Genomic DNA, 25,191 nt, shown 5'->3' with positions numbered 1-25,191 from the left:
ACTCCGTGTGGGAGGGTTGGCAGCTACTGGTCGCGTCGCTCTGTCCGTCCGCTGCTGCGTGGGTCCGTTCAGGTCCGTTGCTGTCATTCGTTGCTGTCACCGCGACCGCGGTTGCTGCCCGTTCAGCAAGCAGCTCGACTGCGATACCAGCACGTCAGTAAGCTGCGGCAGTGGCCGGGCCAGCAGAAGAACACGGCGACCAAGCCCGGGTGCGTCACTTGCTGCCACGTCTGCCTCGCGACCCGGCAAGGCCGCTCCCCGGCGGTGCCAGCGATCGAGAGCTGGCTGATCTCGCCATCCGGCTCGGCACAGATCTTCCGGAGGAGCTGGCCGCCTGGCTGCGGACGTGCGAGGGTGCCGCAATCGGACCCGGTGGGCTCTTTGGACACCGCCCGGATACCGACTTCCTCGACATGGCCGCTCGCGCCGCCGAATATCCCGGATGGCGGCAGCTCGGCTGGCTCCCGGTCGCCGGCGACGGCTTCGGGAACTTCTACATGCTGCTGATTCAGGGATCGCTCGCCGGGCACGTCGCTTTCGTCGAAGCCATCTCCGAACCGAACGAGATCACCTACGTGGCGGCCTCGAACCTCTGGAGCTTCCTGCGCTTCCTGTTCGAGAAAGAGCTCGGCGCGAAGGGCTGGCCGGTCGACCCGACAGTCGTCCTGGCGGCCGACCCCGGCCTCGCCCATGTCCCCGCCAACCCATTGCCATGGACCCGTTGACTCCTTCGCGCGGAAGGATCCGACCGAGCCGGCTGCGGCCGGCGAGCGGTGCATTGCGAGATTGAATCGGCCGCCACGACGGCCGGGGCGGATGTGGGTCTAGCAGCGGAGACGCCTCTCGATATCTCACACGGCTCCCCCCGCCGTCCGTCATCCTCCTGCCGACTGGATGCGGACTGCTCGCCAGGGATCGGACTCGGACGACGCTGACCGAGGCATGGCGGTTTACGAAGTCGCGATCATGAGCCCCATGCGCCCCGATGGTACGCCGAAGACTCGTCCTTGCGACGCCGCCCATCGTGGCCGCGGCGGCATGTGGTTGGTGGCGTCGGTGTTGGCAATGCGTCCGGCGAGGGCGCGCGGACTGACCCCGTGGACGTTGCCGCGGTCAGGGTCGGCACCTGCGGCCAGGAGCGTTCGCAGAGTCGCGGGCTCGGTGCGGTGACTGAATACGGCACGCCAGAGCGGGGTGCTGCCGTGCTCGTCGAGGCTGTCGACGATCGCACCGGCGGCCAGCATCTCGGCGGCGACAGGAGTGGATTGGGCCTGGGCGGCGAAGTGCAGAGCTGTCCACCCATTCGCGTCCGAGGCGTTCACCTCGGCTCACTGCCCGATCAGGGCGCGCACCTTCGCGAGGTCGCCGGACGCGGCGGCGTAATGCAGCGTCGTGCGAGCCATCCGATCGCGGTCGTCATGTATGGCCACCGGGTTATCCTGCCTGCCCGGCCTCCAGTTCGCCGCAGGGTGCCCGGACGAGCGGACTCAGCCACCGTCTTGCAAAGATCAAGACTGCTGTCGGTCGGCGTCGGCCATTGCGGCTCGCCTGCTCGTCTCGTCGCCTCGCGTCCGCCTCTATCGGTTGGAGTCGCCCGACTTGGCTGTACCGGTGGCTGTACAGCCACACGGTTTAGGAAGTGTGGACACGGCCGGAAGTCGCACGGCAGCGACCTGCCTTGACCTGCTTCGCCACGCTGACCGCCACGTATAGGAGCTGATCGCCGCTGACCATCGTCACCCATCCGAACGGGCACGCAAGGGGCACGCGACTGTCAGCTTGGCAATCGTACGAAAGCTGCTGCTGCGTGGGCTCCGCCCCAGCTCGAAGCGGTCCCTAGCGGCCTGGAGTGAACCCCCAGTTGACCTCGGCTTCTGGCCCGTGAATGGCCCGCTGCAGGGACCGCGTGCAGCTTCTGGAGCGCGTCCCGCCGACACAAACCACATAGGGTCGTTGTCATGGATCGTGATGCAGAGCTCGTTGCGGCCGTCCGTGCGGCCAATCCGGCGGCCGTGGCGAAAGCGCTCGCAGACAACGCCGACCCCGACTCCGCCGCCAGCCGCTTCACGGTGACCGTGCTGTCCGAGGCGGCGAGTGCGGGGCGGCTAGAGATCGCCCACTTGCTGGTGGACGCGGGGGCGTCGCTGCGGGCGAGGAGGCCGCAGTACCAGTCGCCGCTGCGGTCGGCGGTGAGCAATGGTCACCTCGACGTCATCCGGCTACTCGTCGATCGTGGCGCCCTCGAGGTCGAGGGCACCGACCGTGGCAGCCTTCCCGCCACCGCGATCGCCGCCACCCGGCACCGGCCCCAGGCCGCGGCGTTGGAGGTTCTGCGCTACCTGCTGGAACTCGGTGCCGACGCCGCAGCTGGCGAGGAGACCCCGATCGTCCAGGCGGTGCTGGGATCGGCCGCACCTGCCACGATCCGCATGCTGCTCAGCCATGGCGCTGATCCGAACTCGCGGCGCTCCGACGGCACCCCAGCGCTCATCCTCGCCGCTCGGCGCGGTGACCACGCCGCCGTTGACGTGCTGCTCACCGCAGGCGCTGATCCGAACGCGGTCGATGGCTACGGGCACACCGCGCTGATGCACGCCATCGAACGGAACGAGCGGGCCGTGAGCACCGCGCTGCTGCTGGCCGGTGCCGACCATGCGGGCGCGCTCGATATCGCGCGGGGCTGGCAGCGGCAGAACGTTCAGTTCGAACTCGGCGAGATGAGCGTTGGCCTGGACGACGTACCGATCGCCCGTACGGCCGTGCGGCTGCATCCCACTGGGTACGAGCTGCGCGGCGATCCGGCGGAGTTCCGCCGCTGGGGACAGATCGTCGCGTGCGCGGCGGAGGAATTGGGCGATGACGAGTGGGACACGCGGACCGCCACCCCGTACGCGCTGGCCCAGACCGTCGCCCACAGGCTCGTCGACGATCCGGCCAAGTCGCCCACGGCGTCGTGGCACCGCATCGAGCTGACCAGGGCAGAGCTGGCCACGATACGGCAGGCATTCGTGGAGCTCGCCTACGCGGTCCGTGTCACACTGCCGGACGGCCTCGGGCAGGAGTATGTCCACGACGCGCTCGACGAACTCAAAGCCCAGTTGCCCTGACTTGCGTCCGGCAGTGTGCTCGCAAGCCGTATATTGATTATTGAGCCTTTTCCAAGCTGATCTTGCAGCTCAGGGCAGGTGCGGCGAGCCCGGGGATCGATGAGGGCGAGGCTCCAGGTAAGACAGCAGTCGACCAAGATCCGATGCCCCGACCGGGAGCCTCGCCCGTGCTGTCTTACCCTTCCACGATCTCGCTGTCCAGCCGCACCCTGAACCACCTCGCTGACCTCATCCGCCAGCACCGCAACCAGCATCGATCCCGGTGGCGGCGCCTCGATCCGGGCCGGCAGGCGCTGCTCGCCCTGGCCCACCTGCGCAACGGCGACACCTACACGCGGCTCGCCGCCGGGTTCGCCGTCGGCGTCGCCACCGCCTGGCGCTACGTACAGGAAGCGATCGTGCTGCTCGCAGCGGTCGCCGAGGATCTGGCCACGGCGATGCGGCGTATCCGGCAACTGGCGTACGCGATCCTGGACGGCACGTTGATTCCGATCGACCGCGTGGCAGACCAAAAGCCGTACTACTCCGGCAAGCACAAGCGCCATGGCGTGAACGTGCAGGTCATCGCCGATGCCGCCGGCCGGCTCGTCTGGGCCTCACCGGCACTGCCGGGCTCGGCGCACGACCTCACCGCCGCCCGCATCCACGGCATCATCGACGCGCTGACCAGCGCGGACGTGATGACCTTCGCCGACAAGGGCTACCAGGGCGCGCGGGGCAGCGTGCGCACGCCGTTCAAGCGGCGCCGCTTCCGGCCGAAGCTGTCGCGCCGGCAGAAGACGGTCAACCGGGCGCACGCGAGGATCCGAGCCCGCGGCGAACGGGCCATTGCCACGCTCAAGACCTGGAAGATCCTGGCCAAGCTGCGCTGCTGCCCGCGCCGCGCCACCGCAATCGTGCAGGCCATCCTCGTCTTGCACCACGTCGAAGCAAACCGCTACGCAGGATGAAAATGGCTCATTGAGCGGGTGACGGGAATCGAACCCGCATTGTCAGCTTGGGAAATTGTCGATCTCCGGCAGGCCAGCGGCTTGGCGGCCTGGTCTCGGCAGTCTCTCATGGCCCTGGCCGGCCCCTGTTGTCCTCGCCCAATGGCACGCTAATGGCACGTCGGATGCTCGCCGCGACCGCCAGCCGGAAGCCATCGCCCATTCCCGCATTGCAAAGATCATGCGGTCTGTCGGCGGGCGCCGGCTGCTGCGGCTGACCTGCTCGGTCTGACCAGTGCTGCCGTTTCTCGCTCCCGTCTTTCCGCCGGCTTGGCTGTACAGCTGTCGTCCCCGCTTCTCATACTCGACCGGTGACTGCTGCGGATCTTCCAGCCCGGTTCAGACCCACCATCGAGCAGGTGGTCGAACGGATTGCCGCCGGCGATTTCGGCGGCCTAGCGCGGGACTACTCGCGATCGGACCACGACTTGGGCGTCTGGGTCCGCGAATACCCGGCGACGTTCATTCCGCTGCCGCCCGAGGCCTGGCACCACGCCGACGCCTACTTCCTTGCTGACCAAGACGCCTGGAAGGTCGACGTCGACCTCTGGTCTCGGGAGGAAGGCAGAAGCGACATGACCTTGCAGGTAACGGTCTGGGAAGAGGCCGGCGCAATCAAGCTGACCATCGATGACCTGCACGCTCTCTAAGGGACGTCTCGTAACTGGGTGAAGGCGTTGCCCGGGGCCAGGCCGGCGGTCAGCCGGCGAGGATGATGTTGTGGAGGTTGGCGATGCCGGAAGCGGCGTCGGCCAATGTGTGGGCGGCGCGGCGGTAGTCGCGCAGGATTTTGAAGCACTTCATCCTGGCTAGAACATGTTCGACTCCGGCGCGGACGGTGCGGTGCTCGACATTGAGGGCTTCCTTCCACGCCGGCAGGTCGCTGCCGTCGGCGGGCTTGCGGTACGGGATGATCACCTCGGGGTTGCCGCGGTAGCCGCCGTCGGCCATCACCGGGCGCCCGTCCAGCTTTTGGTCGATGCCGCTGGTGCGGTAGACGATCGTGTCGTTGCGGTTGCCGGGCTGGGGGTCGCCGACGGCGATGACCAGGCGGGTGCTGGCGTCGATGGCGATCTGCAGGTTGGTCGAGTACCGGTAGTTCTTGCTCCTGGCGGCCAGGCGGTGATCGCGGGTGGGGATCAGGGTGCCGTCGACGATGGCGATCTGGTCGACCGGCCGCCGGCGCACCGGGGCCAGGGCAAGCAGCGGGCCGAGGGTGTCGATGACCCGGTGCGCTGCGGAGTGCGACACCCCGAACAGCGGGCCGATCTGGCGCATGGTCAGGTTCGTGCGCCAGTAAGTGGCCACCAGCAGCACCCGGTCGGGCAGGTCGAGGGCCCACTGCCGGCCTGGCCGGCCGTCTGCGATGGCGTCACCGCCACGCCCGGCGACCAAGCGGACCAGCTTGCGGAACTGGGCGGGCCGCAGCCCCGTGAACGGAAAAATCCACTCAGAGCGGGCTGCGCTGATCACCTGCACCCCGGCATCTTGGCCGATCGTCCTCAGCAGACAGACACCGGGGTTACGAGACGTCCCTTAGTAACGCTGCCACCCCCACCGCACCGTCAGTTTGGAAGGACGAAGATCATCGCCGGCAAGGACCCGGTGGGCCAGGTCAACGCAAGAGACGTGTGACCGTTCGTGCCCCCTGGCGACCGTGCGGGGTACCAGCTATTGCACGTGGATGGCACCGCGATCTACGGACAGCCACTCGTGGTCAGAGCCCCTGTGCGGTTCCCCTCGTAGCGTGGAGGCCAGGACTTGAGGGATAAAGGTTCATGGCTGAGACGAGACGCCAGTTCGATGCGGATTTCCGAGCCGGTGCGGTGCGGATCGTGCGGGAGACCGGCAAGTCGATCGCGCAGGTCGCTCGTGACCTGGGGATCAACGACGGCACCCTCGCCAACTGGGTGAAGAAGGACCGGCAGGCCCGAGGGGAAGCCGCGGCCGCTGGTGGGCTGGCTGAGGACGAGCGGGCCGAGTTGGCGCGGTTGCGGCGGGGAAACGCCGAGCTGGCGATGGAGCGTGATGTCCTCAAGCGATCCGTGGTCCTGTGGGTCAAGGAAGCGACGGGCCGGTGAGCGTGGCGGCCTTCATCGCTTCCCAGAGGGACCGAGCACGACGTGCCTCACGCGGTGGCCTGCCGAGCGCTCGGTGTGTCCGAGTCCTGGTTTCTACAAGTGGCGTGACCGACCACCCACACCCCGGCAGGACCGTCGGGTCCGGCTGGCCGACGCGGTGCGGAAGGTGTTCGACGACTCCGGCGGCACCTACGGCAGCCCACGTATCGGCGACGAGCTGCGTGAGTCCGGCTGGCAGGTCTCCGACAACACCATCGCCGGGCTCATGGCCGAGCTGGGGCTGGTCGCACGGGCCAAGCGGCGCCGGCGCGGGCTGACCCGGCCGGGTAAGCGCCCGGCCGCTGCGGACCTGATCCGGCGCGAGTTCACCGCACCGGCACCGAACGTCGCCTGTTGCGGCGACATGACCGAGATCGCCACCGCGAGGGCAAGCTCTACCTCGCCACCGTCATCGACCTGTACTCCCGGCGCATCCTCGGCTACGCCATGGGCGCCCACCACGACGCCGCCCTCGTCGTCGCGGCGTTGAACATGGCCGCGGTCACCCGAGGCGGCGACGTCGCCGGAGTGATCTTCCACAGCGACCGCGGCGCCGAGTACACCTCCGCCGAGTTCGCCAAGGCTTGCGCCCGCTGGCAGGTACGCCAGTCAATGGGCCGAGTCGGGTCGTGCTTCGACAACGCCGTCGCCGAGCCGCTCACCCATCGACTACGAACGATCAACGTCTCGAGCACCGGAGGTTCAAGCCGCATAACGGAGTCCTCCACGATCTCAGGGGATTGACAGTCGGTCGACTCCACAATCACGTGGGCGCACCAGCGTGCCGGTGGCGCAACAAGGGCCAGCTGGATGGGCTACACCATAGACACTCTTATGTAAGTCGATCATCAGCTGTGCCGGTCGGGTGTCCGCGAGGTGCTGGCGGCGGTGGGCCTGGTCGGAGCCGCTGAGAACCCCGGCGGCGAGTGCGAGCACATGAAGATCTATCGAAGCCGAGCGATGCCTTCGCGCTGCCCGCTCCCAAAAAGTTGGTGGACTCCCAAGGTCACCTGGCGGGCAGTCGCCGGCCCGGAGCGGCCTCTGCGGGCAGACTGTCAGCCGCTGGGCAGGGTCGCTACGGCTCGTAGTAGGCGCGGCTGACGGTGTCGGCGAGGGCGGCGAACGACACCGAACGCGCCCACGTCCTGGCGGTGCTCGACAGCGACCGGTTCGTCGACACCACCGTGACCGAGGTATTCGCGACGCTGCTCGATGAAGCCGCCTGCCTGGCCTCGATCTCCACCCTCTACCGCATCCTGCGTGCCGACAATCATCGGCGCTGGTCCTGCCCGAATCTCACCCGCTGCGAGTGATCCACGCTACCGTTGGTGAGGTGATTTTGACTAACGGTTATCGGATCGAGGCGGGCGGAGGGGATGGCGGATGGCAGACCCGATTGCGGAGTTCTTCACCGCGCTCACCCTGCGGCATGACACGGCGGTTAGGAAGATCACGGGCACTATCCGCTGCGATCTGGTTGCGGACGGGCGGATTGAATATTGGTTCGTCGACATCAAAGATGGCGACATGGACGTATCGCGGGAGAAGCGTGACGCGGACTGTCTCATCCGGGCTGACAAGACATTGTTCCGCCGCTTTGTCACGGGCGAGGGGAATGCGATGGTGGCGTGGTTGGGATATCGGATTTACATCGCGGGAAGGACGGACCTGTTCCGCGCCTTCGAACGGCTCTTTCCAGGGCCTGTTGGGGCACGTGACCCACGAAATCTGGCCGGCGGGCCCGGGAGCCTGGCACGATGAGTGACTTGATCAGTATCCTGGATGGCAATACTTTCGTGATCAGCGACGGCAATGGCGACATTGATGCGTCGCCGTCGCTGCCCACCGGGTTGTTCTCGTTTGACACCAGATTCTTGTCGAGATGGCATCTAAGTATCAATGGCGAGCGACTGACGGCACTCGCTGTCAATGATCTTCAGTATTACGAGACGCGGTTCTATCTCGTTCCGGGCGCCCCGACCCACTACATCGACGCGAAGGTGACAGTGATCCGTCAGCGTTCGGTTGGCGCAGGTTTTGACGAGGAGCTGACGGTTCTCAATCACGAAAACAAGTTGGTCGATCTCACTGTCCGCTTGGAGGTGGGCAGCGATTTCGCCGATCTGTTCGAGATCAAGGACATGCGACAAAAGAAAGGCAGGTATTTCGCGCGTATCGACGACGGGTGCCTGCGGCTGGGCTACGACCGGGAGGCGTTCCGCCGAGAGACGGTGATCTCGTCCAGTGCGTCAGCAGAGATCGATGAGAATGGGCTGACCTTTGCCATCCGACTCGAACCGCATGGGAAGTGGGTCACCCAACTGCGTGTGGCGACGCTAGGCCCGGATGGGCAGGAGGTTCGCCTGAGCTTGCGTGGCCAACCCATCAGCCGGGCAAAGCGGAAGCTGCGGGAGGATCTGCAGCACTGGCGGGACCAGGCACCAACTCTGGTGTGCGACTTCGAGCCATTGATGAGGACGTACCGAAGGAGCATCATCGATCTCGCCGCGCTGCGCTATACACCGCTGGTCTCCGGCGGGCGGATCCGGACACTGATGGCGGCCGGCCTGCCGTGGTTCATGACGGTCCTCGGTCGGGACAGCATCCTCACCAGCCTGCAGGCGCTGCCGTTCCTGCCGGAGCTCGCCGAGGCGACGCTGTTCGCGTTGGCAGTTCCACAGGGCAGCCGGCTGGACGATTTCCGCGAGGAGGAGCCGGGGAAAATCCTGCACGAGTTCCGCTACGGGGAGTCGGCCGTGTTCGAGGAGCAGCCGCACACGGCATACTTCGGCAGCGCCGACTCGACCCCGCTCTACGTGATATTGCTCGACGAGTACGAGCGCTGGACCGGTGACGACGCCGTGGTGCACGAGCTCGAATACGAGGCACGTGCCGCGCTCGCCTGGCTCGACACGTACGCCGACATGATGGGCAATGGTTACGTCTGGTATCAGCGCCGCAACGAGCAGAGCGGCCTGGTGAATCAGGGCTGGAAGGACTCCTGGGATTCGATCTCCTACAACGATGGCCAGCTGCCCGGATTCCCGCGAGCGACCTGCGAGTTGCAGGGTTACGCGTACGACGCCAAGCTCCGAGGTGCCCGGCTGGCCCGACGGTTCTGGGGTGACCCAGCGTATGCCGACCGGCTGGAGCGAGAGGCCGCCGACCTCAAGGAGCGGTTCAACCGGGACTTCTGGATTGAGGATCGGCAGTACTATGCCCTCGCCCTCGACGCCGAGGGCAGACCGGTCGACGCACTCGCGTCGAACATGGGCCATCTGCTCTGGAGCGGAATCGTCGATGAGTCCCGGGTCGGTAAGGTCGCCGAGCATTTGCTCGGCCCGAAGTTGTTCTCTGGTTGGGGCGTGCGGACCCTGGCCGTGGATGCGGGGCGGTACAATCCGGTCGGCCGTCACGTGGGTACGGTGTGGCCCTTCGACAACTCGTTCATCGCCTGGGGACTGCGCCGTTGCGGCCTTTCAGAAGAGGCGGGGCGGATCGCTGAGGCGATGATCGAGGCGGCCGAGTTTTTCGACGGGCGGCTACCGGAGGCGTTCGCCGGTTATGACCGAGCGCTGACGGAGTACCCGGTCCAGTATCCGGCCGCCTGCAGTCCTCGGGCGTTGTCATCAGGCGCCCCGCTGCTGCTGCTGCGCGTCATTCTCGGCCTTGAACCGCACGCTGATCATCTGATTATCCGGCCCGCGTTGCCGAAGCTGATTGGCCGGCTCGAACTGCTCGACATTCCTGGACGGTGGGGGCGGATAGATGCCCTCGGCCGCCAACGGTAGCAGCTACTCATCCTCAAACCGCCGCTGACCTGGCTGGGCGGACTGCTTCAATCGGCCCGCTACGAACGCAGACCTGACGTCTACCAAGCCCTGCTCAGCCTGGCGAGGTGCTCCGGGTTCTCAGGACAGGGATCCAAAGTAGACGTGACCTGAGCACCGGTGAGGCGTGCGGTCATCACAGCAGGCGTGCCCTGGCGGAGAAGCCCAGTCAAGACATCTCGCTGCCTTGCTGGCCTCTGAAGGGCGCCCGACGGACGCGGTGCCGGTCAGTCTTTCGGTAGGAGGGTGTAGCGCACGGTCTGCAGGCGGATCAGCCCATCCTGGAAGATGAACGTGTCGGTGCCGTCGACCGCCCGGTTCCTCCGTGAATCCGCGGCCCACTCGAGGAACAGTGTGTCATTCTCAAATATCTGGGTCGGCAGCTCCCAGCGTGCCCCGGGCAAATCGGTCAGAAGTTCCTCGAACCCCTTTCGCACGCCCGCCTTGCCGCGCCGGACACCCGCCGGCGTGATGTAGACGGCGTCGTCGGTGTAGTCGGCGACGATCTCGTCCAGATCCTCGGCCGCGAGGGCCTGCGCATGGTGGGCAAATACGTCCTTCGGATTACGAACCATAGCTACCCCGATTTGCGGATGTCGAGACTTGTCCTAACTGACGCTATCAGCTCCACCCATCTTGGCCGGCGGAACCCGGAGCGGGAGACGGCCAGGACCCGACAGGGCCGCTTGACGCCGTAGGCGGCACGGTGGGTGGAGATGAAACGGAAGCGGCTGGTCGCCGATCCATCTCCTTTGCGAAATAGGCGGCTGCCTTCCGCAGGATCTCCTTCTCCTGCCGCAGCTCAGTGTCAATTCCCTGGGAAGCGTGGAGGACTCCGTTATGCGGTTTGAGCCTTCAGCGCCCGGGCCGTTGATCGTTCGTAGTTGATCGGTGAGAGCCCGTCGCAGACCGAGTGGCGTCGGCGCCGGTCGTAGAAGTCTGTGATCCAGGTGGCGATGTTGATGCGTGCCTCAGCCCTGGTGCGGAACTGGCGGCGGTGCACGTACTCGACCTTGATGGTGGAGAAGGTGGCCTCGGCGACGGCGTTATCGAAGCACGAACCGACCCGGCCCATCGACTGCCGGACCCTCCACCGGGCGCAGGCGCGGGCGAAGTCAGCCGAGGCGTACTCACTGCCGCAGTCCGAATGGAAAATCACCGCGGCCACGTGGCCGCCGCGGGTGACCGCGGCCATGTCCAACGCCGCGACGACCAATCCGGCGTCATGACGCTCACCCATCGCATACCCGAGGATCCGCCGGGAGTACAGATCGATCACGGTGGCCAGGTAGAGCTTGCCGTCATGTCCCCACACCAATCCGGCGCCGGCGCGGTGAACACCCGCTTGACCAGGTCCGGCGCTGCCGGGCGCTTGTCCGGCCGAGTCAGCCCCCGGCGGCGACGCTTCACCCGGGCGACCAGTCCCAAGCCGGCCATGATCTGCCCGATTGTTGTCCGAGACCCAGATGGTCCAGGCTGCCGGAGGGGGCTCGGCGCTGATAGGTCCAGTCGCCAGCGAGGCGGCCGACGAGTGGACGAGGGCGGGAGTTCACTCTGCCCATCGGGAGCCTGGCGGTCCGCACCCTGGTGGCGAACCTTGGGCCTGTTGATCGCTGTTGCTCTTCTCGGAATCTGCTCGGTGAGTCGTAGGGCCTGCCGGGCAGCCTTGATCAGCGCTCGGCAGCGACGGGCACGTAGCCCGGCCGGTCGACGATTGCGTGCTCCATGTGTGCTCCGCCGGTCGGCGCAACGGCAGCCCACACCGGTGGGCATGGGAGCGCACTCCTAGGTACTCGCTGGTATCCGCTGGCAGGTAAGCTATGCCCTCGCGCCCTCGTAGCTCAGGGGATAGAGCATCGGTTTCCTAAAACGAAGCTGGTCGATCGATTGTAGCGGCATGACCTGCGGATCTGCTTCGCCTGCTCCCAGAACGCGGTCGCAGTCGCGACGACTCTGCTCGGTCGGTCGTGGGTGGCTGTGCATACATGGGTCCGCCGGCTCCCGACCTTGGTCCAGGTTCCATTGCAGGACGCTCAGCCGCGCGGTTTGCGGTGGCAGTGATCAGGTGCGCTCACGTGAGGCGGGTGAGCAGCCGAGACGCAACAGCCCCGGCGCGGCAGATCGGCGCTGAGGCAACGCCTAGCGCGGTTCATCGGCATCGGGGAGCTACGCTGGGCGGGCTCCCGCTACCGCAGGATTCTTGGACACCACCCCGAAGTGCGCTGGATAGGTGCGTCCTGCGTGGGTCTGCCGACGCACGGGTGGTGACCCGGGAACGGTGCCGGCCGTCAACAGTGCCGCTCAGCAGGCCTTCTTCGTCGCCCGCTTGCCGGGCGGTGTCAACAGGTCGGCGATCGCCGCGATCGCGGACGGCAGCTGAGCCGTCACCCGTGTGAGTGTGAGAGCTCAGTTCTCTATTCTGACGGCCGGGTAGCGATGGCGATGCTCTGCGAAGAATCTGCCGAACTCAGTCAGCGAAAGTGGCTCGGGGATCGGGTACCGATTGGGTAGGGCGCGCAAGGCTGACTGGTAGCGGAAGAAAGTTGCAAGGTCGCGCGGGTAACGGCCGGGATCTACTCCGGCGAACGATCCCGCCACCCGTGCATGGTCAAGGACCGCCTTCCACTGGTCGACGGTTGCCAGTCCCACGGATTCCACCCCATGGCAGAACAGCATGAGGTGTAAATAGTCGTAGGCGTCCGACTGCTCGAGATAGCGCGTAAGGGCATCTGCCGAATGCTCGACGGGGAAGGTGCTCCAGTAGGGCACACAACCGGTTCGCAGAGCCCACCAAGGGTCGAGGAGCATGAACGACTCCGCCAGCAGATGGTCGGCCGGCAGGCCGCGTCGCCGGTACCACCAGCGGTACAGATCTGCGACGAGTGGGCTGAGGTCGTCGGGGTCGTCGAAGACCAGTCGCCGTACCTGATAGCCGTGCCGGCGCGCGAACGCGATCACGTCGTCCCGTAGCGCCGGTTCGAACCCCCACTCCGCCTCAGGGCTTTCGCCGTCGGGCGCTGGCGCCTCCCATCGTGTCTGCTCGACTCCGTAGCGGCGTAGGTATGCGGCTATTCGGGGATCGCCCTCGTGGTACTGCTGCGGCTCCAGCCCGCCGACGGCACCGAACTGGAAGACGTGTCGCTCGCCGACCCGGGTGGTGGGCCATCGCCGGGTGCACTCGGCGAGCAGGAGCACGCCGCCGGCATCGAGCGTCTGGGTCAGGAACCGCTCGTACGCGGGGCCGAGTCGGGTGCGTTTGACCCGGAAGTAGGCCATCCGCTGCGACGTCAATCGATCCTGGTTCGGATCATGCATATGGTGCAGGACGAAGTCGGGGTTGCGGGCCAACAGCGCCTGGGCGGTGGCGTCGAAGGCGTGTAGGGCGCGCATGGGATCGTCCGGGGGGACGTGCCGCTGACGTAGCGGGAGCAGGAGCGTCTGGGGCAACCACGCCATGCCGAGGGCCGCACACAGATGCACGAGTGCCCCACTGGACGAGCCGACGGCGACCGCCGGATACCGGCGCCGCGGGTAAAGCCCGGCGATCGCGGCGGCGACGTCCTCGATGTCCAGAGCCGTCATGTGCGCGGCCGGCCGCGCCTCGGCTCCGCTGGCCAGGCTGTAGATCGTCTCTCTGAGCCGGATCGGAAGCCGGTTCGCGGCGACTGCGAGCGGACCCAGCAGACGCCCGGCCGGCCTGCCCATTGGTGGGGTGTCGCGGTTATGCAGGAAGCGGGCGGTTGCCACCACCATCGCGGAAGCGGAGTCGAATGCCGCCACCTCGCGGGGTAGTTTCATCACACCTCCCGCCAGCGTCTACCCCGAAAGTCGTCCGCTACGCCCGGTTCCGTCCGCGGCTGGCGGGTAACCCCGACCATGCGGAAGAAGGGCCAGCCGTGTGCGCCACCATTCCCGGCGGACGTGACGACCTCGTACCACGACGGTCCGCTCGGTCGGATGCGCAGCCGGGCGGTCGGGGAGCCGCGATCCGACGTGCCCGAGCTGGTGCTCGTCCAGGGCATGGGAGTTGCCGACTACCTCATGCCGGGCCTTGGCGCTCTCGGCGGTTGGACCCGGGCACACCTCGTCGAACTACCCGGCTTTGCCGGCAGCGGTGAACCGCCGCACGAGCTCACCGTGGCGGAGTTCGGCGAGACGGTCGCGGACTGGCTCGCCGCCCAGCGACTCGGTCCGGTGCTGCTCGCCGGCCATTCCAGCGGCACTCAGGTTGCCGTGCAGGCCGCGGTGGGCCACCCCGATGTGCATGGTGTCGTCCTGGCCAGTCCCACGGTTGATCCGGTCGCTCGGGGGCCGCTGCGTCTGTTCATCCGCTGGCGTCTGGACGGGCGCCGGGAGCCACCGGGGTTGACCGAGTCACATCGGCCCGAGTGGAAGCGGGCAGGGCTTGCCCGCATGCTGCACCTCGCACGCGCACATCTCGACCACACGATCGAGGAACCGGTGACCCGTCTCGAGGTGCCGCTGTTGGTCATCCGCGGGCGCGACGACGTGATCAGTACTTCGCGGTGGGGCCGGCAGCTGGCTGCGTTAGCGCCTACGGGTGAGTACGTCGAAGTCGCCGGCGCCCACACCTTCCCATGGCTGGACCCCAAGGCGTGGACGGAACCGACGCGCCGCATCGCGACCAGGCTCGACTGATTGGCATCGGCCCGCTGAACCGTGAGCGGCGCCTGCCGTCCTTCGGGCTCATCGGGGGGGCGCCCCATTGACAACAACGACGAGATCCCTTGTCCGCATGGGCCGCGGATACCCCATGCCCACCAGGTCAACCTCTGCTTCCAGGGCGTCCAGCGGCATCGGTCGGGCGACCGCCCGTGCCTTCGCCGACTAGGGCAACGCCCTCGCCTTGGCGGCGCGAGGAGACGCCGTTCCGGCACCGTCTCACTGGCCCAGCACATCGTTCTGGCCGCGGAAATCCTCGCCGGCCGCCGCGTCGGCATCCGCATCGAGCCCGCCACCCTGATGTTCGACGACCTGGACACCCGGGAACTGCTGCGCACCCGTAAGACCCGCTACGACCCGAGCAGACGAAACGGCTACGCGAAGCCCGCCCCGCCGGGCCACCACCCCGACCCTCGATCGAACCCGTCCGGGTGCAGCGACGGGCCTCCAACACCGGGATCATCATGGTCGCCGGCCAGAAGGTCGCGCTCGGCCGACCGCACCGGCACGAGACAGTCACCGTGCTCGTCTCCGAGGCGACCCTGGCCATCGAACTCACCGGCGGCGACACCAAGGTCGTCCGGCGCACCACCACCCAGCCGGTCCGTAGCATCAAAGGTCAGCGGCCGCGAATCGCTACCTCAGTTCCCTAGACCACCCGTCGCACATCACCTGGCAGAGCTGCATCAGTTGTCGGATCACAGCGACCGAACGCAATTGTCACCTCGGGACTTCGGGCACGAGATCTACCGGCTCGCCCGACCAGGCCGGCGCATCCGAGCTCACGGAACGGCTCTGGGCGCACCTGGTGGGCACCAAGGGCTGGAGCGCCTGCGTGACGATGCCGGGTGCCAGCGACCCGGGTGGTTCATCCGGGACGAGTCGTAGGCCGGGTCTAACCGCTGCCAAACGGTCACGGCATGCTCGCCAACAAGCAGGGGTTGGGGTAGCCACGGAATCAGGCCGACGGTCGGGAACCCACGAGCAGCCAGCCACTGCACGACGGTCACCACAGCGTGGGTGCGCTCCAGGCCGAACTCTACCGGCGCGATCTTGACGACCATGTCGCCGACGGCGTACACGGCGTTGGTGTGATGCCGCAACAGGCTGGCGCCGGCGTCGGACATGTCCAGGCGACGACACACCTCGGCGAGCACCGGACGTGTTCGCGCTTCGACGAACATGGGGCTCCTACGAATCGAGCGCTGCGGTTCCGCCAGCGAGCGTAGGGCCGCGCTCGCGGCAGGCCCGTACATAGTCCGCCATCGCGGCTGCTGTCACCGATCTGGCTTCGTTACGACAAGTCGTACAAGCGGCTCATCCACAATGTCGCATCACCACAGCCCCAAGTGGACGGGAGCCTGGACCGGAATCTGCTCGTGCGGCTGCTCGCAATGCGACAGCGGTCTGCTATGCCGGCCCCCACCGGTATCTGGTGGCCCCGCAGAGAGCCCGGTAGGTTCAGCTGTCGAGTACTTCTACTGTCATCGATTGGGGATGCCGGCTACGTGTCGCACATCGAGAGAATCACCGGTGAACTCCGCGCACTGAGCCTTTTCCAAGCTGATCTTGCAGATCAGGGCGGGTGAGGCGAGTCCGGAGATCGATGAGGGCGAGGCTCCAGGTAAGACAGCAGCCGACCAAGATCCGATGCCCCGACCGGGAGCCTCGCCTGTGCTGTCTTACCCCTCCACGATCTCACTGTCCAGCCCAACTCTGAACCACCTCGCCGCCCTCATCCGAGCGCACCGTAACCAGCATCGATCCCGGTGGCGGCGTCTTCGCCCGGGCCGACAGGCACTGCTCGCCCTGGCCCACCTGCGCAACGGTGACACCTACACCCGGCTCGCCGCCGGGTTCGAGGTCGGTGTCGCCACCGCCTGGCGCTACGTGCAGGAAGCGATCATGCTGCTCGCAGCGGGCGCCGAGGACCTGGACACGGCGATGCGGCGCATCCGGCACCTGGCGTACGCGATCCTGGACGGCACGCTAATTTCCATCGACCGCGTGGCAGACCAGAGGCCGTACTACTCCGGCAAACACAAGAGGCATGGCGTGAACGTGCAGGTCATCGCCGACGCCGCCGGCCGGCTCGTGTGGGCCTCACCGGCACTGCCGGGCTCGGCGCACGACCTCACCGCCGCCCGCATCCACGGCATCATCGACGCGTTGACCAGCGCGGACGTGATGACCTTCGCCGACAAGGGCTACCAGGGCGCTCGGGGCAGCGTGCGCACGCCGTTCAAGCGGCGCCGCTTCCGGCCGAGGCTGTCGCGCCGGCAGAAGGCGGTCAACCGGGCGCACCCGAGAATCCGTGCTCGTGGCGAACGCGCCATCGCCACACTCAAGACCTGGAAAGTCCTGGCCAAGCTGCGCTGCTGCCCGCGCCGCGCCACCGCGATCGTGCAGGCCATCCTCGTCCCGCACCACGTCGAAGCCAACCGCCACCCGGGATGAAAATGGCTCACTCCAGATACCTGATCAGCGCCGAGCGGTCTGCGCATGATGTTAGCGGAATGGCAACGACCGTAGATTCCGCGTGTCCCCTGACTCGTTCTGGCGAAGCCGCGAGCTCGCTGCCCTCGCGGACGCAGTCCGCGGCGCAGGGCTGGGTCTCGCTGTCGCGGGACAACGGGCGTGCCGGCCGGAGTTCGTCGTGACCGTGCGGCGGTGTTCATCGGTCGGTAGGCGGTACCGGTGTGGGTCGATGTCGGCGCGGCCCTCGCCGTGCCTGCTGGGGCACGCCGGTGACCCTGACGACGGCCGACCAGAGAATCTAGGCTGGAACGACTAGACATCCTCGGCGGCGTGGAATACTCTTCTTCGAGTCGAGAGAGAAGATCCGTCAAGACGCAGACGGGCCGCCCGGCCGTGAGGTCACGACGGACGGCAAGAAGCGGGATTCGTTCCGCCAGAACGGCAGTAGGAGCACGTCAGCCCCAACGTGTGAGGCGCGATGGGGCACGCAGGTGGGGCCAAGGCTTGCTCAGGGCTCCAGCTGATGTTCGCCGCACGTGTCGGGGCCATGAAGTCGCGTGGGCTCCGGCGCCGGCGGACCGTACGACCGCAAGGGTAAGAAAACGCAGAGGTAAGGGAGGGCCGTACACCGTTGGATCGCCCGCCAGCAGCCGTCATTCCAGGCTCGGCGGACACCGCAGTTTCCATCGAACGAGAGGTGGTCTCCGGTCACGCATATGCGATCCTCGCACCCGAAGCCTTCAGCGGCTGGTGCGGATACGACAAGCCGACGTTCCTGTCGGTAGATGGTGTTCTGACCCGTAACCCTGGGCCCCGGCGCTTACGCGCCGGGGCCCTCGACGTGGAGGTGACATGGGGCAAAACCCCGATGACATGTTCGGCGACGAGAACACTCCGGCCTACACCATCGGTCAGGCCGCGGAGATGCTCGGCACCACGCAGGACTTCCTGCGCCGCCTGGACGAGGCCAAACTGATCAACCCGCACCGCTCTGCCGGCGGGCACCGCCGCTACTCCCGCTACCAGTTGCGTCTGGCCGCCCGGGCTCGGGAGATGGTGGATCAGGGCACCGCCCTGGAAGCCGCCTGCCGGATCATCATCTTGGAAGACCAGCTCGAGGAGGCCCTGCGGCAGAACGAGAAGCAGTAGCGTGGGCCGTGGCGGCAGACTGGCCGGCCCGCTGTCGGGTGAGGTCGTCGGGCGATGAGCTGGCCGCCCGCGTCACGATCACCCACGTCGACCTGATCGAGATGCACCGAGACCGGCGCATGTATGAGTGGCAAGTCGTTGCCCGAATGCCGCTCGGGTAGCTACTGGCGGTGTTCGTCGCCCTTCCAGGGCAGCGCGAGTGTCTAGTCCCACCACATGCTTGACGAATCCGTCCCAGGACATGCTTGACGTTTGGCCTAGGAATCGTCGCCCGCGTCCTTCCAACCGTCCCGGTCAGGCAACTCGGCGAGAAGCCGTTGGTACTCGGCCTGGCTGCCGATCGCGACCCGGTGTTCCGGGTGACAGACGTAGTGCCGGATTGCAGCGGCGAGAAACCCAGCGTCGATGTTGTCGGTGCGCAGGGCCTTCCGGCTCCACGGAATACCGCGTCGCCGCACCAGCTGGGGTTCCGCGATCGCCATCCGGAGCCGCGAGGGGCGGTCGACACCTGAGGGGATCTGAGCGGCCGGTAGGGCCTCCCACGGCACAGCGAGTGAGCCGAGAGCCCAACGCTGCCGTATCCCGTAAGGATGGAGCTGTACCCCGTAACCCCGCCACGCCTCAACCAGCAACAGCCCGATCAGCACAAACCAGGGGATATTGGCAACCACGTCGAACGTCGACACAATGCCTGCCCTGGTCGAACGCACCACTGCGCCGATGCTGGCCGATGCAGGCGCGAGGAAGCCCAGGGCAATGAACACCTTCCACGCTGGCGCGGGTGTGGCGAAGGCCGGAATCTGCGGCTGCACGACCAAGTAGGCCGGACGGATCCCCATAGTGAGCCATTTTCATCCTGCGTAGCGGTTTGCTTCGACGTGGTGCAAGACGAGGATGGCCTGCACGATTGCGGTGGCGCGGCGCGGGCAGCAGCGCAGCTTGGCCAGGATCTTCCAGGTCTTGAGCGTGGCAATGGCCCGTTCGCCGCGGGCTCGGATCCTCGCGTGCGCCCGGTTGACCGTCTTCTGCCGGCGCGACAGCTTCGGCCGGAAGCGGCGCCGCTTGAACGGCGTGCGCACGCTGCCCCGCGCGCCCTGGTAGCCCTTGTCGGCGAAGGTCATCACGTCCGCGCTGGTCAGCGCGTCGATGATGCCGTGGATGCGGGCGGCGGTGAGGTCGTGCGCCGAGCCCGGCAGTGCCGGTGAGGCCCAGACGAGCCGGCCGGCGGCATCGGCGATGACCTGCACGTTCACGCCATGGCGCTTGTGCTTGCCGGAGTAGTACGGCTTCTGGTCTGCCACGCGGTCGATCGGAATCAACGTGCCGTCCAGGATCGCGTACGCCAGTTGCCGGATACGCCGCATCGCCGTGGCCAGATCCTCGGCGACCGCTGCGAGCAGCACGATCGCTTCCTGTACGTAGCGCCAGGCGGTGGCGACGCCGACGGCGAACCCGGCGGCGAGCCGCGTGTAGGTGTCGCCGTTGCGCAGGTGGGCCAGGGCGAGCAGCGCCTGCCGGCCCGGATCGAGGCGCCGCCACCGGGATCGATGCTGGTTGCGGTGCTGGCGGATGAGGTCAGCGAGGTGGTTCAGGGTGCGGCTGGACAGCGAGATCGTGGAAGGGTAAGACAGCACGGGCGAGGCTCCCGGTCGGGGCATCGGATCTTGGTCGACTGCTGTCTTACCTGGAGCCTCGCCCTCATCGATCCCCGGGCTCGCCGCACCTGCCCTGAGCTGCAAGATCAGCTTGGAAAAGGCTCAGTGATGAGCGCCAGGACCAAGACCGCCAAGGTGAGGAAGAGCAGCGGGAAGAACAGGCGCTGACCCAAGGTAGGCACGAACCCGACGGCCGCGACGTTCACGCCCGCCACCAGTAGACCAATCATCAAGACGACGTGCCGGTGCTGCACCATGGCATCCGAAACCTTGCCGATCATGCCCGTGACCATACGAGCCGGCGGTTGCAGGACTGGTTAGCCGATCGGTCGACGCTGAACAACGAAGCGTCGATCATGTCAAGCGTCTGGTGGGAGGCAGGTGTAAAGCATCAGCCGGGACACGACATCCGGCGACGGTCACAGACTGCCGAATTGCGCTCTATCAGATCAAGGCGGCCCGCAAAGCGGGCCGCGCCGGCCCGGCCCCGGCCTGCTGGCGACCGCCGGCCGGCATCGGCCGGGCCGGCCGGCCACACTGAGGGACGATGGACCTTGAAGGCCTCGGGGCTCCGCCCCGAACCCCGGCCCTCCTCAGAGATCAGCCGCGGATCCCCTCGCCGGGCACCACAAGGGCTACCAGCCTCCCCGGACGGGGCCAAGGTCGTTCGTCCGGTAGGGCGCTCCACCTTGTCCCCGTCCGGGGAGGCTGGACGGTCTACGACTGCCCGACGAGGAGATCCGCTCGTACAGTTGGTCCACCCATAGCAACTCAAGCGCGAAGGGTCATTTCTCTGCCTTGACGCAGCTTGGCGGTGGTTTCTGATTGGCGGCCGTAAAGTCCTCACACGTGAGGAACCGGTAGTTCCACCGGCCGACGGAGTAGGCCAACAGGGAAATTATCGCCACGATGACGACGACGCCAATCTTCGTCCGGCGGCCGGGCAGAACGAAGAATTTTGGGGCGAGCAATCGCAAGGCCACCCACACGACGAGCGGCGCTACGACTACGGTGGCGACGATGAGGACGCCCTCGATCACACCGAACACACCTTCGGTAATCACACGTGGCCGTGCAGCGCCCGGCGTGCCGGCGGGAGCAAGCAGCCGCAGAAGTACCAAGAGAATAGCCGGGGCAAACGCAAAAAGCGTCCACGTGCGTATACGTATCTCGCGGTGCAGTATCAGCGCTCCAAGCAAGGCCACCAACGAGATGACCACAACCCGCTGGGTATTCTTGAAATTTGCCGCAGTGCTAAGGTTGCCGAAGAGGCCATAGTTGAAAAAGACATTCCAGGCCCAGAGGGAACCGGCCATTGACGAAGCAAAGAAGCCTTTGTACTGCCCCTGGGTTGGCCCCGTCTCATCGAATCCCTTTAGCAGGTCGTCGCTCTCGGCAACCTGCCTCGATTTCTGAGCAATCCGCTTCGCCGGCCCCTCCTTGTCCATGCCGCCACCTTCCCACCAGGAACCCGCGCAAACCGCGAAAGACCCCGTGAGGGGACAGACATCGAGATGCGAGACATCCCTTAGAGGGCGTCTGATTCACGTAATTTGTGAGTGATGCGCTTTTAGGTGTCTCGCCAGGTTGGGGTGGTTTCATTGGTGAGTCGTCTGGCGAGGTTGTCGATCATGGCGATGCGGATCATGTTGGCGGAGTTCCCGGGCAGGGCTTCGTAGTCGCGGGCCAAGCGCCGGTGGAGCATGATCCAGCCCAGGGTTCGTTCGACGACCCAACGGCGTTTGACCACGGAGAACCCTTTGACGTGTGGGTCTTTGGCGACGACCTCGACGTCGATGCCGAGGGTGGCGCCGTGTTCGATGACCTTGTTCTTGAAGCCGGCGTCGACCCAGGTTTTGGTGAGGGCTGGGTGGGTGGCTTTGGCCTGTTCCAGCAGGTCGATACCGATGGTGTTGTCGCTGGCGCTGGCGCTGGCGGCGGTGACGATGACGGCGAGGAGCAGGCCGAGGGTGTCGGTGACGATGCCGCGTTTGCGTCCGACGATCTTCTTGCCGGCGTCGATGCCCTGCGTGGCGGCAGATGCGTTGGTGGAGGTCTTCACGCTCTGGGTGTCGATGACGCAGGCCGACGGTTGCGTGGTGCGTCCGGCCCTGGCGCGGGCCAGTGCGGTGAGGTCGTAGTTGAGCTGGGTGAAGATGCCGTCGCCGGTCCAGGCGGTGAAGTAGCCGTAGACGGTCTGCCAGGGCGGGAAGTCATGCGGCAGGTAGCGCCAGGCGATGCCGGTGCGGTTGACGTAGAGGATGGCGTTGAAGATTTCCCGCAGGTCGTGGGTGGCGATACGTCCGCCGACGCCGGCGTCGGTGCGGGCCTGGCGCCAGGCGGTCAGCCGTGGCGCGATCAGCGCCCAGCGGGCGTCGGACAGGTCAGAGGGGTAGGCGGGTCGCTCGGCCATGCCGTAGGTCTACTGTGGACGAGGCGCGGTGGATCGCACCTGGAGTCCGACGATACGAGAGCTTTCCTGAACCAGACACGTTCTGCGGAACGAAGCTGGCATATCGATGCGGCATCAGCCGGGGCAAATGGTGTCCATAGCCATGAGTCGACCGCGCTGCTAACCTCGGCATCGGCGGGCCGAATGCCGTCAATCACATGCAGACAAGATTAAAACGCCCACTTAGAGCGTGTTTGAGATGGGGTTGATCAGGTCCAGGTGAAGGTGCGGCGGGCTTGACGGCGTGCCGGTTTGCCGCGGGTGATACGGCGGGTCCGGCGAATCGCCACGCTTGCGCACCTGAAAGGCGCGGTAAACGACCTACGCCGCCTATCAGGGCTGCTGGGAATCCCGATACGGCTGTCCGCCGACGTGGACGTCCCCACCACTGGTGTTGTCGTTGTGACCTACGGGAGGTCATCTCTTGGATACCAGGATCCAGAACGTCCGACTGAACGCCACGTCAAACGAGCGACTCATGGCTCTGGCAAACGCCGGGGCCGCAGCTTTCGGCCATACCGCCACACTCCAGGTGGACCAGGCCCTGGCCCAGCTTCTGCGGTTACGCGTCGCGCAGATCAACAATTGCAGCTACTGCCTCCTGGTGCACCACGCCGCTGCCCGCACCGCCGACATCCCGCCGTCCAAGGTCGAGACCCTCACCGCGTGGTGGGAGACGCACCTGTTCACCGAGGAGGAGCGAGCCGCGCTGGCCTACGCCGAGGCGCTGACCCGAGCCGCCGACGCCACCGTCACCAACCGCTTCCAGGAGGCACACGACAGGATGGCTACGCACTTCACGGAGGACGAGATCCTGGAGATCGTGGCCGTTGTGATCAACATGAACATCTGGACGCGACTCAAGCTCGCCGAGGGTGCCATGCCCACGACGGCGCCTCCCGTGTGAGTTGATACCCGGCCCGGTCATCGGAGCAGGCTGGCAGCCGTCCGGTCTGCCTGCTGGCGACCTCGAACCGGCACTCCAGGTGCGCCTGCCTGCGGTCTACCCGATGGCGGTGATCCCGTTCCTGCACGCCCGCTACCGCTTTCACGATTCGGCCGGTAGGCAGTCGCTGGTCGGCTTGCCGTAGACGCAGTTCACCAGCCTGCGGCTTAGCGGGATTCAGGATCGGGAGACTACCTGTGGTGAGTGGCGAGCAAGTTCGGTACGCAGGACGCCAGTCGCGGGCCGAAGCAGGCCGACGCTGACCGTGTAGACCGGCTGACCGGCACGGAGCCGTGGACGAAGCGTCGTGGCGGACGGCACGACCGCTGCGGGGAGCAGGGTGACCTGGAGGACGGCGAACGGGCCGGGACGGCGGACCGTCGCCGACTGGATCACCCGCCACGGGAGGACGGCCATCCGCCCCCGCTCGACGATCCTCAGCGCCGGACCGGTGACGTCGACCGATGACCAGTTCCTTCGCTGCAGGACAAGCGAGAAAGCACTGAAAAGGACGGCGTAGAGGACGCCTGACGCGGCGATGTTGGGACTGCCCCCGGTTCGGTTGACTCCTGACCTGTGAGGATGCGTTCCTCGCTGGAAGGATGTCTGTCATGCCGAAAGCGTTCCCCCTGGAGTCCCGCCGCGATGTGGTCGCGGTCGCCCTATGGGTGAGGCCCCGATCGCGCAGATAGCGAAGGACTTCGGGATCTCCGAGGCGTGTCTGCACCGCTGGCTCAAGCTCACCGACGTCGAAGACGGTGTCCGTCCTGGGGCCACCGGTTCCGAGTCGGCGGAGCTGCGGGAGCTGCGCAGGCGCAACAAGGTGTTGGAGCAGGAGAACGAGATCCTGCGTCGGGCCGCGGCGTACTTCGCCAAGGAAATCTCCCCAAAATGACGTACCCGCTGGTCGGTGACCTGGCCGCGGACGGGATCCCCGTCGCGGTGACCTGCCGGGTGTTGGGGTTCAGCAAGCAGGCCTACTACGCGTGGCGCGCCAACCCGGTCCGTCAGCGGGACCTCGACGACGCCCATCTGATCAACACCGCCCTGGACATCCACGCCGACGATCCGGCGTTCGGCTGCCGGTTCATCGCCGACGAACTACCCGCCCACGGCATCACTGCCGGCCCGAACCGGGTCGGGCGGCTGTGCTCACAGCAGCGCATCTGGTCGGTGTTCGCCAAACGCAGAGGGCTGACCAGGCGGGCCGGACCGCCGGTGCACGACGACCTGGTGCAACGCCGCTTCGTCGCCGACGCCCCGAACCGGCTGTGGCTGACCGACATCACCGAACACCCCACCGCCGAGGGCAAGCTCTACCTGTGCGCGATCAAGGACGTGTACTCCGGCCGGATCGTCGGCTACTCCATCGACACCCGGATGAAGGCTTCCCTCGCCGTCGCGGCACTGTCGAACGCGGCCCGGCTCCGGGACCCGGCCGGCACGATTGTCCACTCCGACAGGGGCAGTCAATTTCGGTCCAGAAAGTACGTGAAAGCCCTGGGGCGTAACGGATTGGTCGGTTCAATGGGCCGGGTCGGCGCCTGCGGTGACAACGCCGCGATGGAATCGTTCTTCGCCCTGCTGCAACGCAACGTCCTGGACCGGCAACGCTGGCACACCCGCCACGAACTGCGCCTGGCGATCGTGACCTGGATCGAACGGACCTGCCACCGCCGCCGACGGCAACGACGCCTCGGCAAGCTCACCCCGATCGAGTTTGAGACAATCAACCAGCCCGCATACGCGGCCTGAACCACTCAACCCCGCGAGTCAACCAAG

24 protein-coding genes and 3 pseudogenes are annotated in these 25,191 nt (G+C 66.6%); 16 read left to right on the top strand and 11 right to left on the bottom strand.

The features are described from left to right. Positions 1 to 170: 170 nt before the first annotated feature. Positions 171 to 725, top strand: coding sequence for an SMI1/KNR4 family protein (locus GA0074696_RS29915; RefSeq protein ID WP_088964174.1), 555 nt, complete (start codon positions 171 to 173; stop codon positions 723 to 725). A 225-nt stretch (positions 726 to 950) separates the two neighbouring features. Here the strand turns inward: GA0074696_RS29915 and GA0074696_RS29910 are convergent, their stop codons facing one another. Continuing rightward, a complete protein-coding gene (locus tag GA0074696_RS29910; protein ID WP_088964173.1) occupies positions 951 to 1,322 on the bottom strand; it encodes an ankyrin repeat domain-containing protein in 372 nt (123 codons plus the stop codon). A gap of 636 nt (positions 1,323 to 1,958) precedes the next feature. On the opposite strand from GA0074696_RS29910, the gene GA0074696_RS29905 reads away from it, so the two are divergent. The 3 genes from GA0074696_RS29905 to GA0074696_RS29890 all read left to right on the top strand — a co-directional run bounded on the left by GA0074696_RS29905 (position 1,959) and on the right by GA0074696_RS29890 (position 4,746). Next, positions 1,959 to 3,107, top strand: a complete 1,149-nt coding sequence (locus GA0074696_RS29905; RefSeq protein WP_088964172.1) for an ankyrin repeat domain-containing protein — start codon at positions 1,959 to 1,961, stop codon at positions 3,105 to 3,107. 167 nt (positions 3,108 to 3,274) lie between these two features. Continuing rightward, positions 3,275 to 4,057: a transposase family protein gene (locus GA0074696_RS29895; RefSeq protein ID WP_088961400.1), complete on the top strand. Its 783-nt coding sequence runs from the start codon at positions 3,275 to 3,277 to the stop codon at positions 4,055 to 4,057. Positions 4,058 to 4,407: 350 nt separating this feature from the next. Further along, on the top strand, positions 4,408 to 4,746 hold the full coding sequence (locus GA0074696_RS29890; RefSeq protein WP_157746147.1) for a DUF7668 domain-containing protein: 339 nt from the start codon (positions 4,408 to 4,410) through the stop codon (positions 4,744 to 4,746). 49 nt (positions 4,747 to 4,795) lie between these two features. Here the strand turns inward: GA0074696_RS29890 and GA0074696_RS29885 are convergent, their stop codons facing one another. Beyond that, on the bottom strand, positions 4,796 to 5,575 hold the full coding sequence (locus GA0074696_RS29885) for a transposase family protein (RefSeq protein WP_088964169.1): 780 nt from the start codon (positions 5,573 to 5,575) through the stop codon (positions 4,796 to 4,798). A 299-nt stretch (positions 5,576 to 5,874) separates the two neighbouring features. Between GA0074696_RS29885 and GA0074696_RS29880 the strand changes: the two genes are divergently transcribed. From GA0074696_RS29880 to GA0074696_RS29855, 6 genes and pseudogenes are all read left to right on the top strand, one after another. Then, complete coding sequence (locus tag GA0074696_RS29880) at positions 5,875 to 6,177, top strand: transposase (RefSeq protein ID WP_088964168.1); 303 nt, start codon at positions 5,875 to 5,877, stop codon at positions 6,175 to 6,177. Then, a pseudogene (locus GA0074696_RS32700) lies at positions 6,125 to 6,472 on the top strand (IS3 family transposase); the annotation flags it as partial. The gene GA0074696_RS29880 and the pseudogene GA0074696_RS32700, both read left to right, overlap by 53 nt. 98 nt (positions 6,473 to 6,570) lie before the next feature. Then, a complete protein-coding gene (locus GA0074696_RS29870; protein WP_157746145.1) occupies positions 6,571 to 6,960 on the top strand; it encodes a DDE-type integrase/transposase/recombinase in 390 nt (129 codons plus the stop codon). A gap of 407 nt (positions 6,961 to 7,367) precedes the next feature. Then, complete coding sequence (locus GA0074696_RS29865; RefSeq protein WP_157746144.1) at positions 7,368 to 7,529, top strand: hypothetical protein; 162 nt, start codon at positions 7,368 to 7,370, stop codon at positions 7,527 to 7,529. 70 nt (positions 7,530 to 7,599) lie between these two features. Beyond that, on the top strand, positions 7,600 to 7,977 hold the full coding sequence (locus GA0074696_RS29860; protein WP_088964164.1) for an SCP2 sterol-binding domain-containing protein: 378 nt from the start codon (positions 7,600 to 7,602) through the stop codon (positions 7,975 to 7,977). Beyond that, complete coding sequence (locus GA0074696_RS29855; protein WP_088964163.1) at positions 7,974 to 10,007, top strand: amylo-alpha-1,6-glucosidase; 2,034 nt, start codon at positions 7,974 to 7,976, stop codon at positions 10,005 to 10,007. The genes GA0074696_RS29860 and GA0074696_RS29855 overlap by 4 nt, the downstream gene beginning before the upstream one ends. Positions 10,008 to 10,273: 266 nt before the next feature. Here GA0074696_RS29855 and GA0074696_RS29850 read toward each other — a convergent pair whose 3' ends face one another. From GA0074696_RS29850 to GA0074696_RS29840, 3 genes are all read right to left on the bottom strand, one after another. Next, a complete protein-coding gene (locus GA0074696_RS29850) occupies positions 10,274 to 10,621 on the bottom strand; it encodes a nuclear transport factor 2 family protein (RefSeq protein WP_088964162.1) in 348 nt (115 codons plus the stop codon). A 263-nt stretch (positions 10,622 to 10,884) separates the two neighbouring features. After that, the gene (locus GA0074696_RS29845) at positions 10,885 to 11,361 is read right to left on the bottom strand and encodes an IS3 family transposase (RefSeq protein ID WP_269458699.1); all 477 of its coding nucleotides are present in this window, start codon (positions 11,359 to 11,361) and stop codon (positions 10,885 to 10,887) included. Positions 11,362 to 12,452: 1,091 nt separating this feature from the next. After that, complete coding sequence (locus GA0074696_RS29840) at positions 12,453 to 13,844, bottom strand: hypothetical protein (protein WP_088964895.1); 1,392 nt, start codon at positions 13,842 to 13,844, stop codon at positions 12,453 to 12,455. 195 nt (positions 13,845 to 14,039) lie between these two features. Between GA0074696_RS29840 and GA0074696_RS29835 the strand changes: the two genes are divergently transcribed. Continuing rightward, positions 14,040 to 14,705 (top strand): alpha/beta fold hydrolase, encoded by a 666-nt coding sequence (locus GA0074696_RS29835; RefSeq protein WP_197700794.1) that lies wholly within the window; start codon positions 14,040 to 14,042, stop codon positions 14,703 to 14,705. Positions 14,706 to 15,160: 455 nt separating this feature from the next. Further along, complete coding sequence (locus tag GA0074696_RS29825) at positions 15,161 to 15,382, top strand: hypothetical protein (protein ID WP_088964158.1); 222 nt, start codon at positions 15,161 to 15,163, stop codon at positions 15,380 to 15,382. A 228-nt stretch (positions 15,383 to 15,610) separates the two neighbouring features. Here the strand turns inward: GA0074696_RS29825 and GA0074696_RS29820 are convergent. Further along, positions 15,611 to 15,913: pseudogene (locus tag GA0074696_RS29820) on the bottom strand (phosphotransferase); the annotation flags it as partial. A gap of 490 nt (positions 15,914 to 16,403) precedes the next feature. Here GA0074696_RS29820 and GA0074696_RS29815 point away from each other — a divergent pair. Together GA0074696_RS29815 and GA0074696_RS29810 are read left to right on the top strand one after the other, a co-directional pair. Continuing rightward, positions 16,404 to 17,186 (top strand): transposase family protein, encoded by a 783-nt coding sequence (locus tag GA0074696_RS29815; RefSeq protein WP_088964157.1) that lies wholly within the window; start codon positions 16,404 to 16,406, stop codon positions 17,184 to 17,186. An 873-nt stretch (positions 17,187 to 18,059) separates the two neighbouring features. Further along, a complete protein-coding gene (locus GA0074696_RS29810; RefSeq protein WP_088964156.1) occupies positions 18,060 to 18,356 on the top strand; it encodes a helix-turn-helix domain-containing protein in 297 nt (98 codons plus the stop codon). Between the two features lie 257 nt (positions 18,357 to 18,613). On the opposite strand, the gene GA0074696_RS29805 is transcribed toward GA0074696_RS29810, so the two are convergent. The 5 genes from GA0074696_RS29805 to GA0074696_RS29790 all read right to left on the bottom strand — a co-directional run bounded on the left by GA0074696_RS29805 (position 18,614) and on the right by GA0074696_RS29790 (position 22,424). Further along, positions 18,614 to 19,195: a hypothetical protein gene (locus GA0074696_RS29805; RefSeq protein ID WP_088964155.1), complete on the bottom strand. Its 582-nt coding sequence runs from the start codon at positions 19,193 to 19,195 to the stop codon at positions 18,614 to 18,616. Between the two features lie 12 nt (positions 19,196 to 19,207). Then, a complete protein-coding gene (locus GA0074696_RS29800) occupies positions 19,208 to 19,990 on the bottom strand; it encodes a transposase family protein (protein WP_088961400.1) in 783 nt (260 codons plus the stop codon). 107 nt (positions 19,991 to 20,097) lie between these two features. Further along, positions 20,098 to 20,292 (bottom strand): hypothetical protein, encoded by a 195-nt coding sequence (locus tag GA0074696_RS31045; RefSeq protein ID WP_157746142.1) that lies wholly within the window; start codon positions 20,290 to 20,292, stop codon positions 20,098 to 20,100. A 504-nt stretch (positions 20,293 to 20,796) separates the two neighbouring features. Next, positions 20,797 to 21,459 (bottom strand): hypothetical protein, encoded by a 663-nt coding sequence (locus GA0074696_RS29795; RefSeq protein WP_088964154.1) that lies wholly within the window; start codon positions 21,457 to 21,459, stop codon positions 20,797 to 20,799. 122 nt (positions 21,460 to 21,581) lie between these two features. After that, positions 21,582 to 22,424: an IS5 family transposase gene (locus tag GA0074696_RS29790; protein WP_157745753.1), complete on the bottom strand. Its 843-nt coding sequence runs from the start codon at positions 22,422 to 22,424 to the stop codon at positions 21,582 to 21,584. A 517-nt stretch (positions 22,425 to 22,941) separates the two neighbouring features. Between GA0074696_RS29790 and GA0074696_RS29785 the strand changes: the two genes are divergently transcribed. Together GA0074696_RS29785 and GA0074696_RS29770 are read left to right on the top strand one after the other, a co-directional pair. Then, the gene (locus tag GA0074696_RS29785) at positions 22,942 to 23,370 is read left to right on the top strand and encodes a carboxymuconolactone decarboxylase family protein (RefSeq protein WP_088964153.1); all 429 of its coding nucleotides are present in this window, start codon (positions 22,942 to 22,944) and stop codon (positions 23,368 to 23,370) included. Positions 23,371 to 24,020: 650 nt separating this feature from the next. Further along, positions 24,021 to 25,164, top strand: a pseudogene (locus GA0074696_RS29770) (IS3 family transposase). Positions 25,165 to 25,191 lie beyond the last annotated feature (27 nt).

This window comes from Micromonospora purpureochromogenes, assembly GCF_900091515.1.
Lineage (GTDB): Bacteria > Actinomycetota > Actinomycetes > Mycobacteriales > Micromonosporaceae > Micromonospora > Micromonospora purpureochromogenes.
Note: the sequence above shows the minus strand (reverse complement) of the source record. Positions and strands in the feature narration are given on the sequence as shown.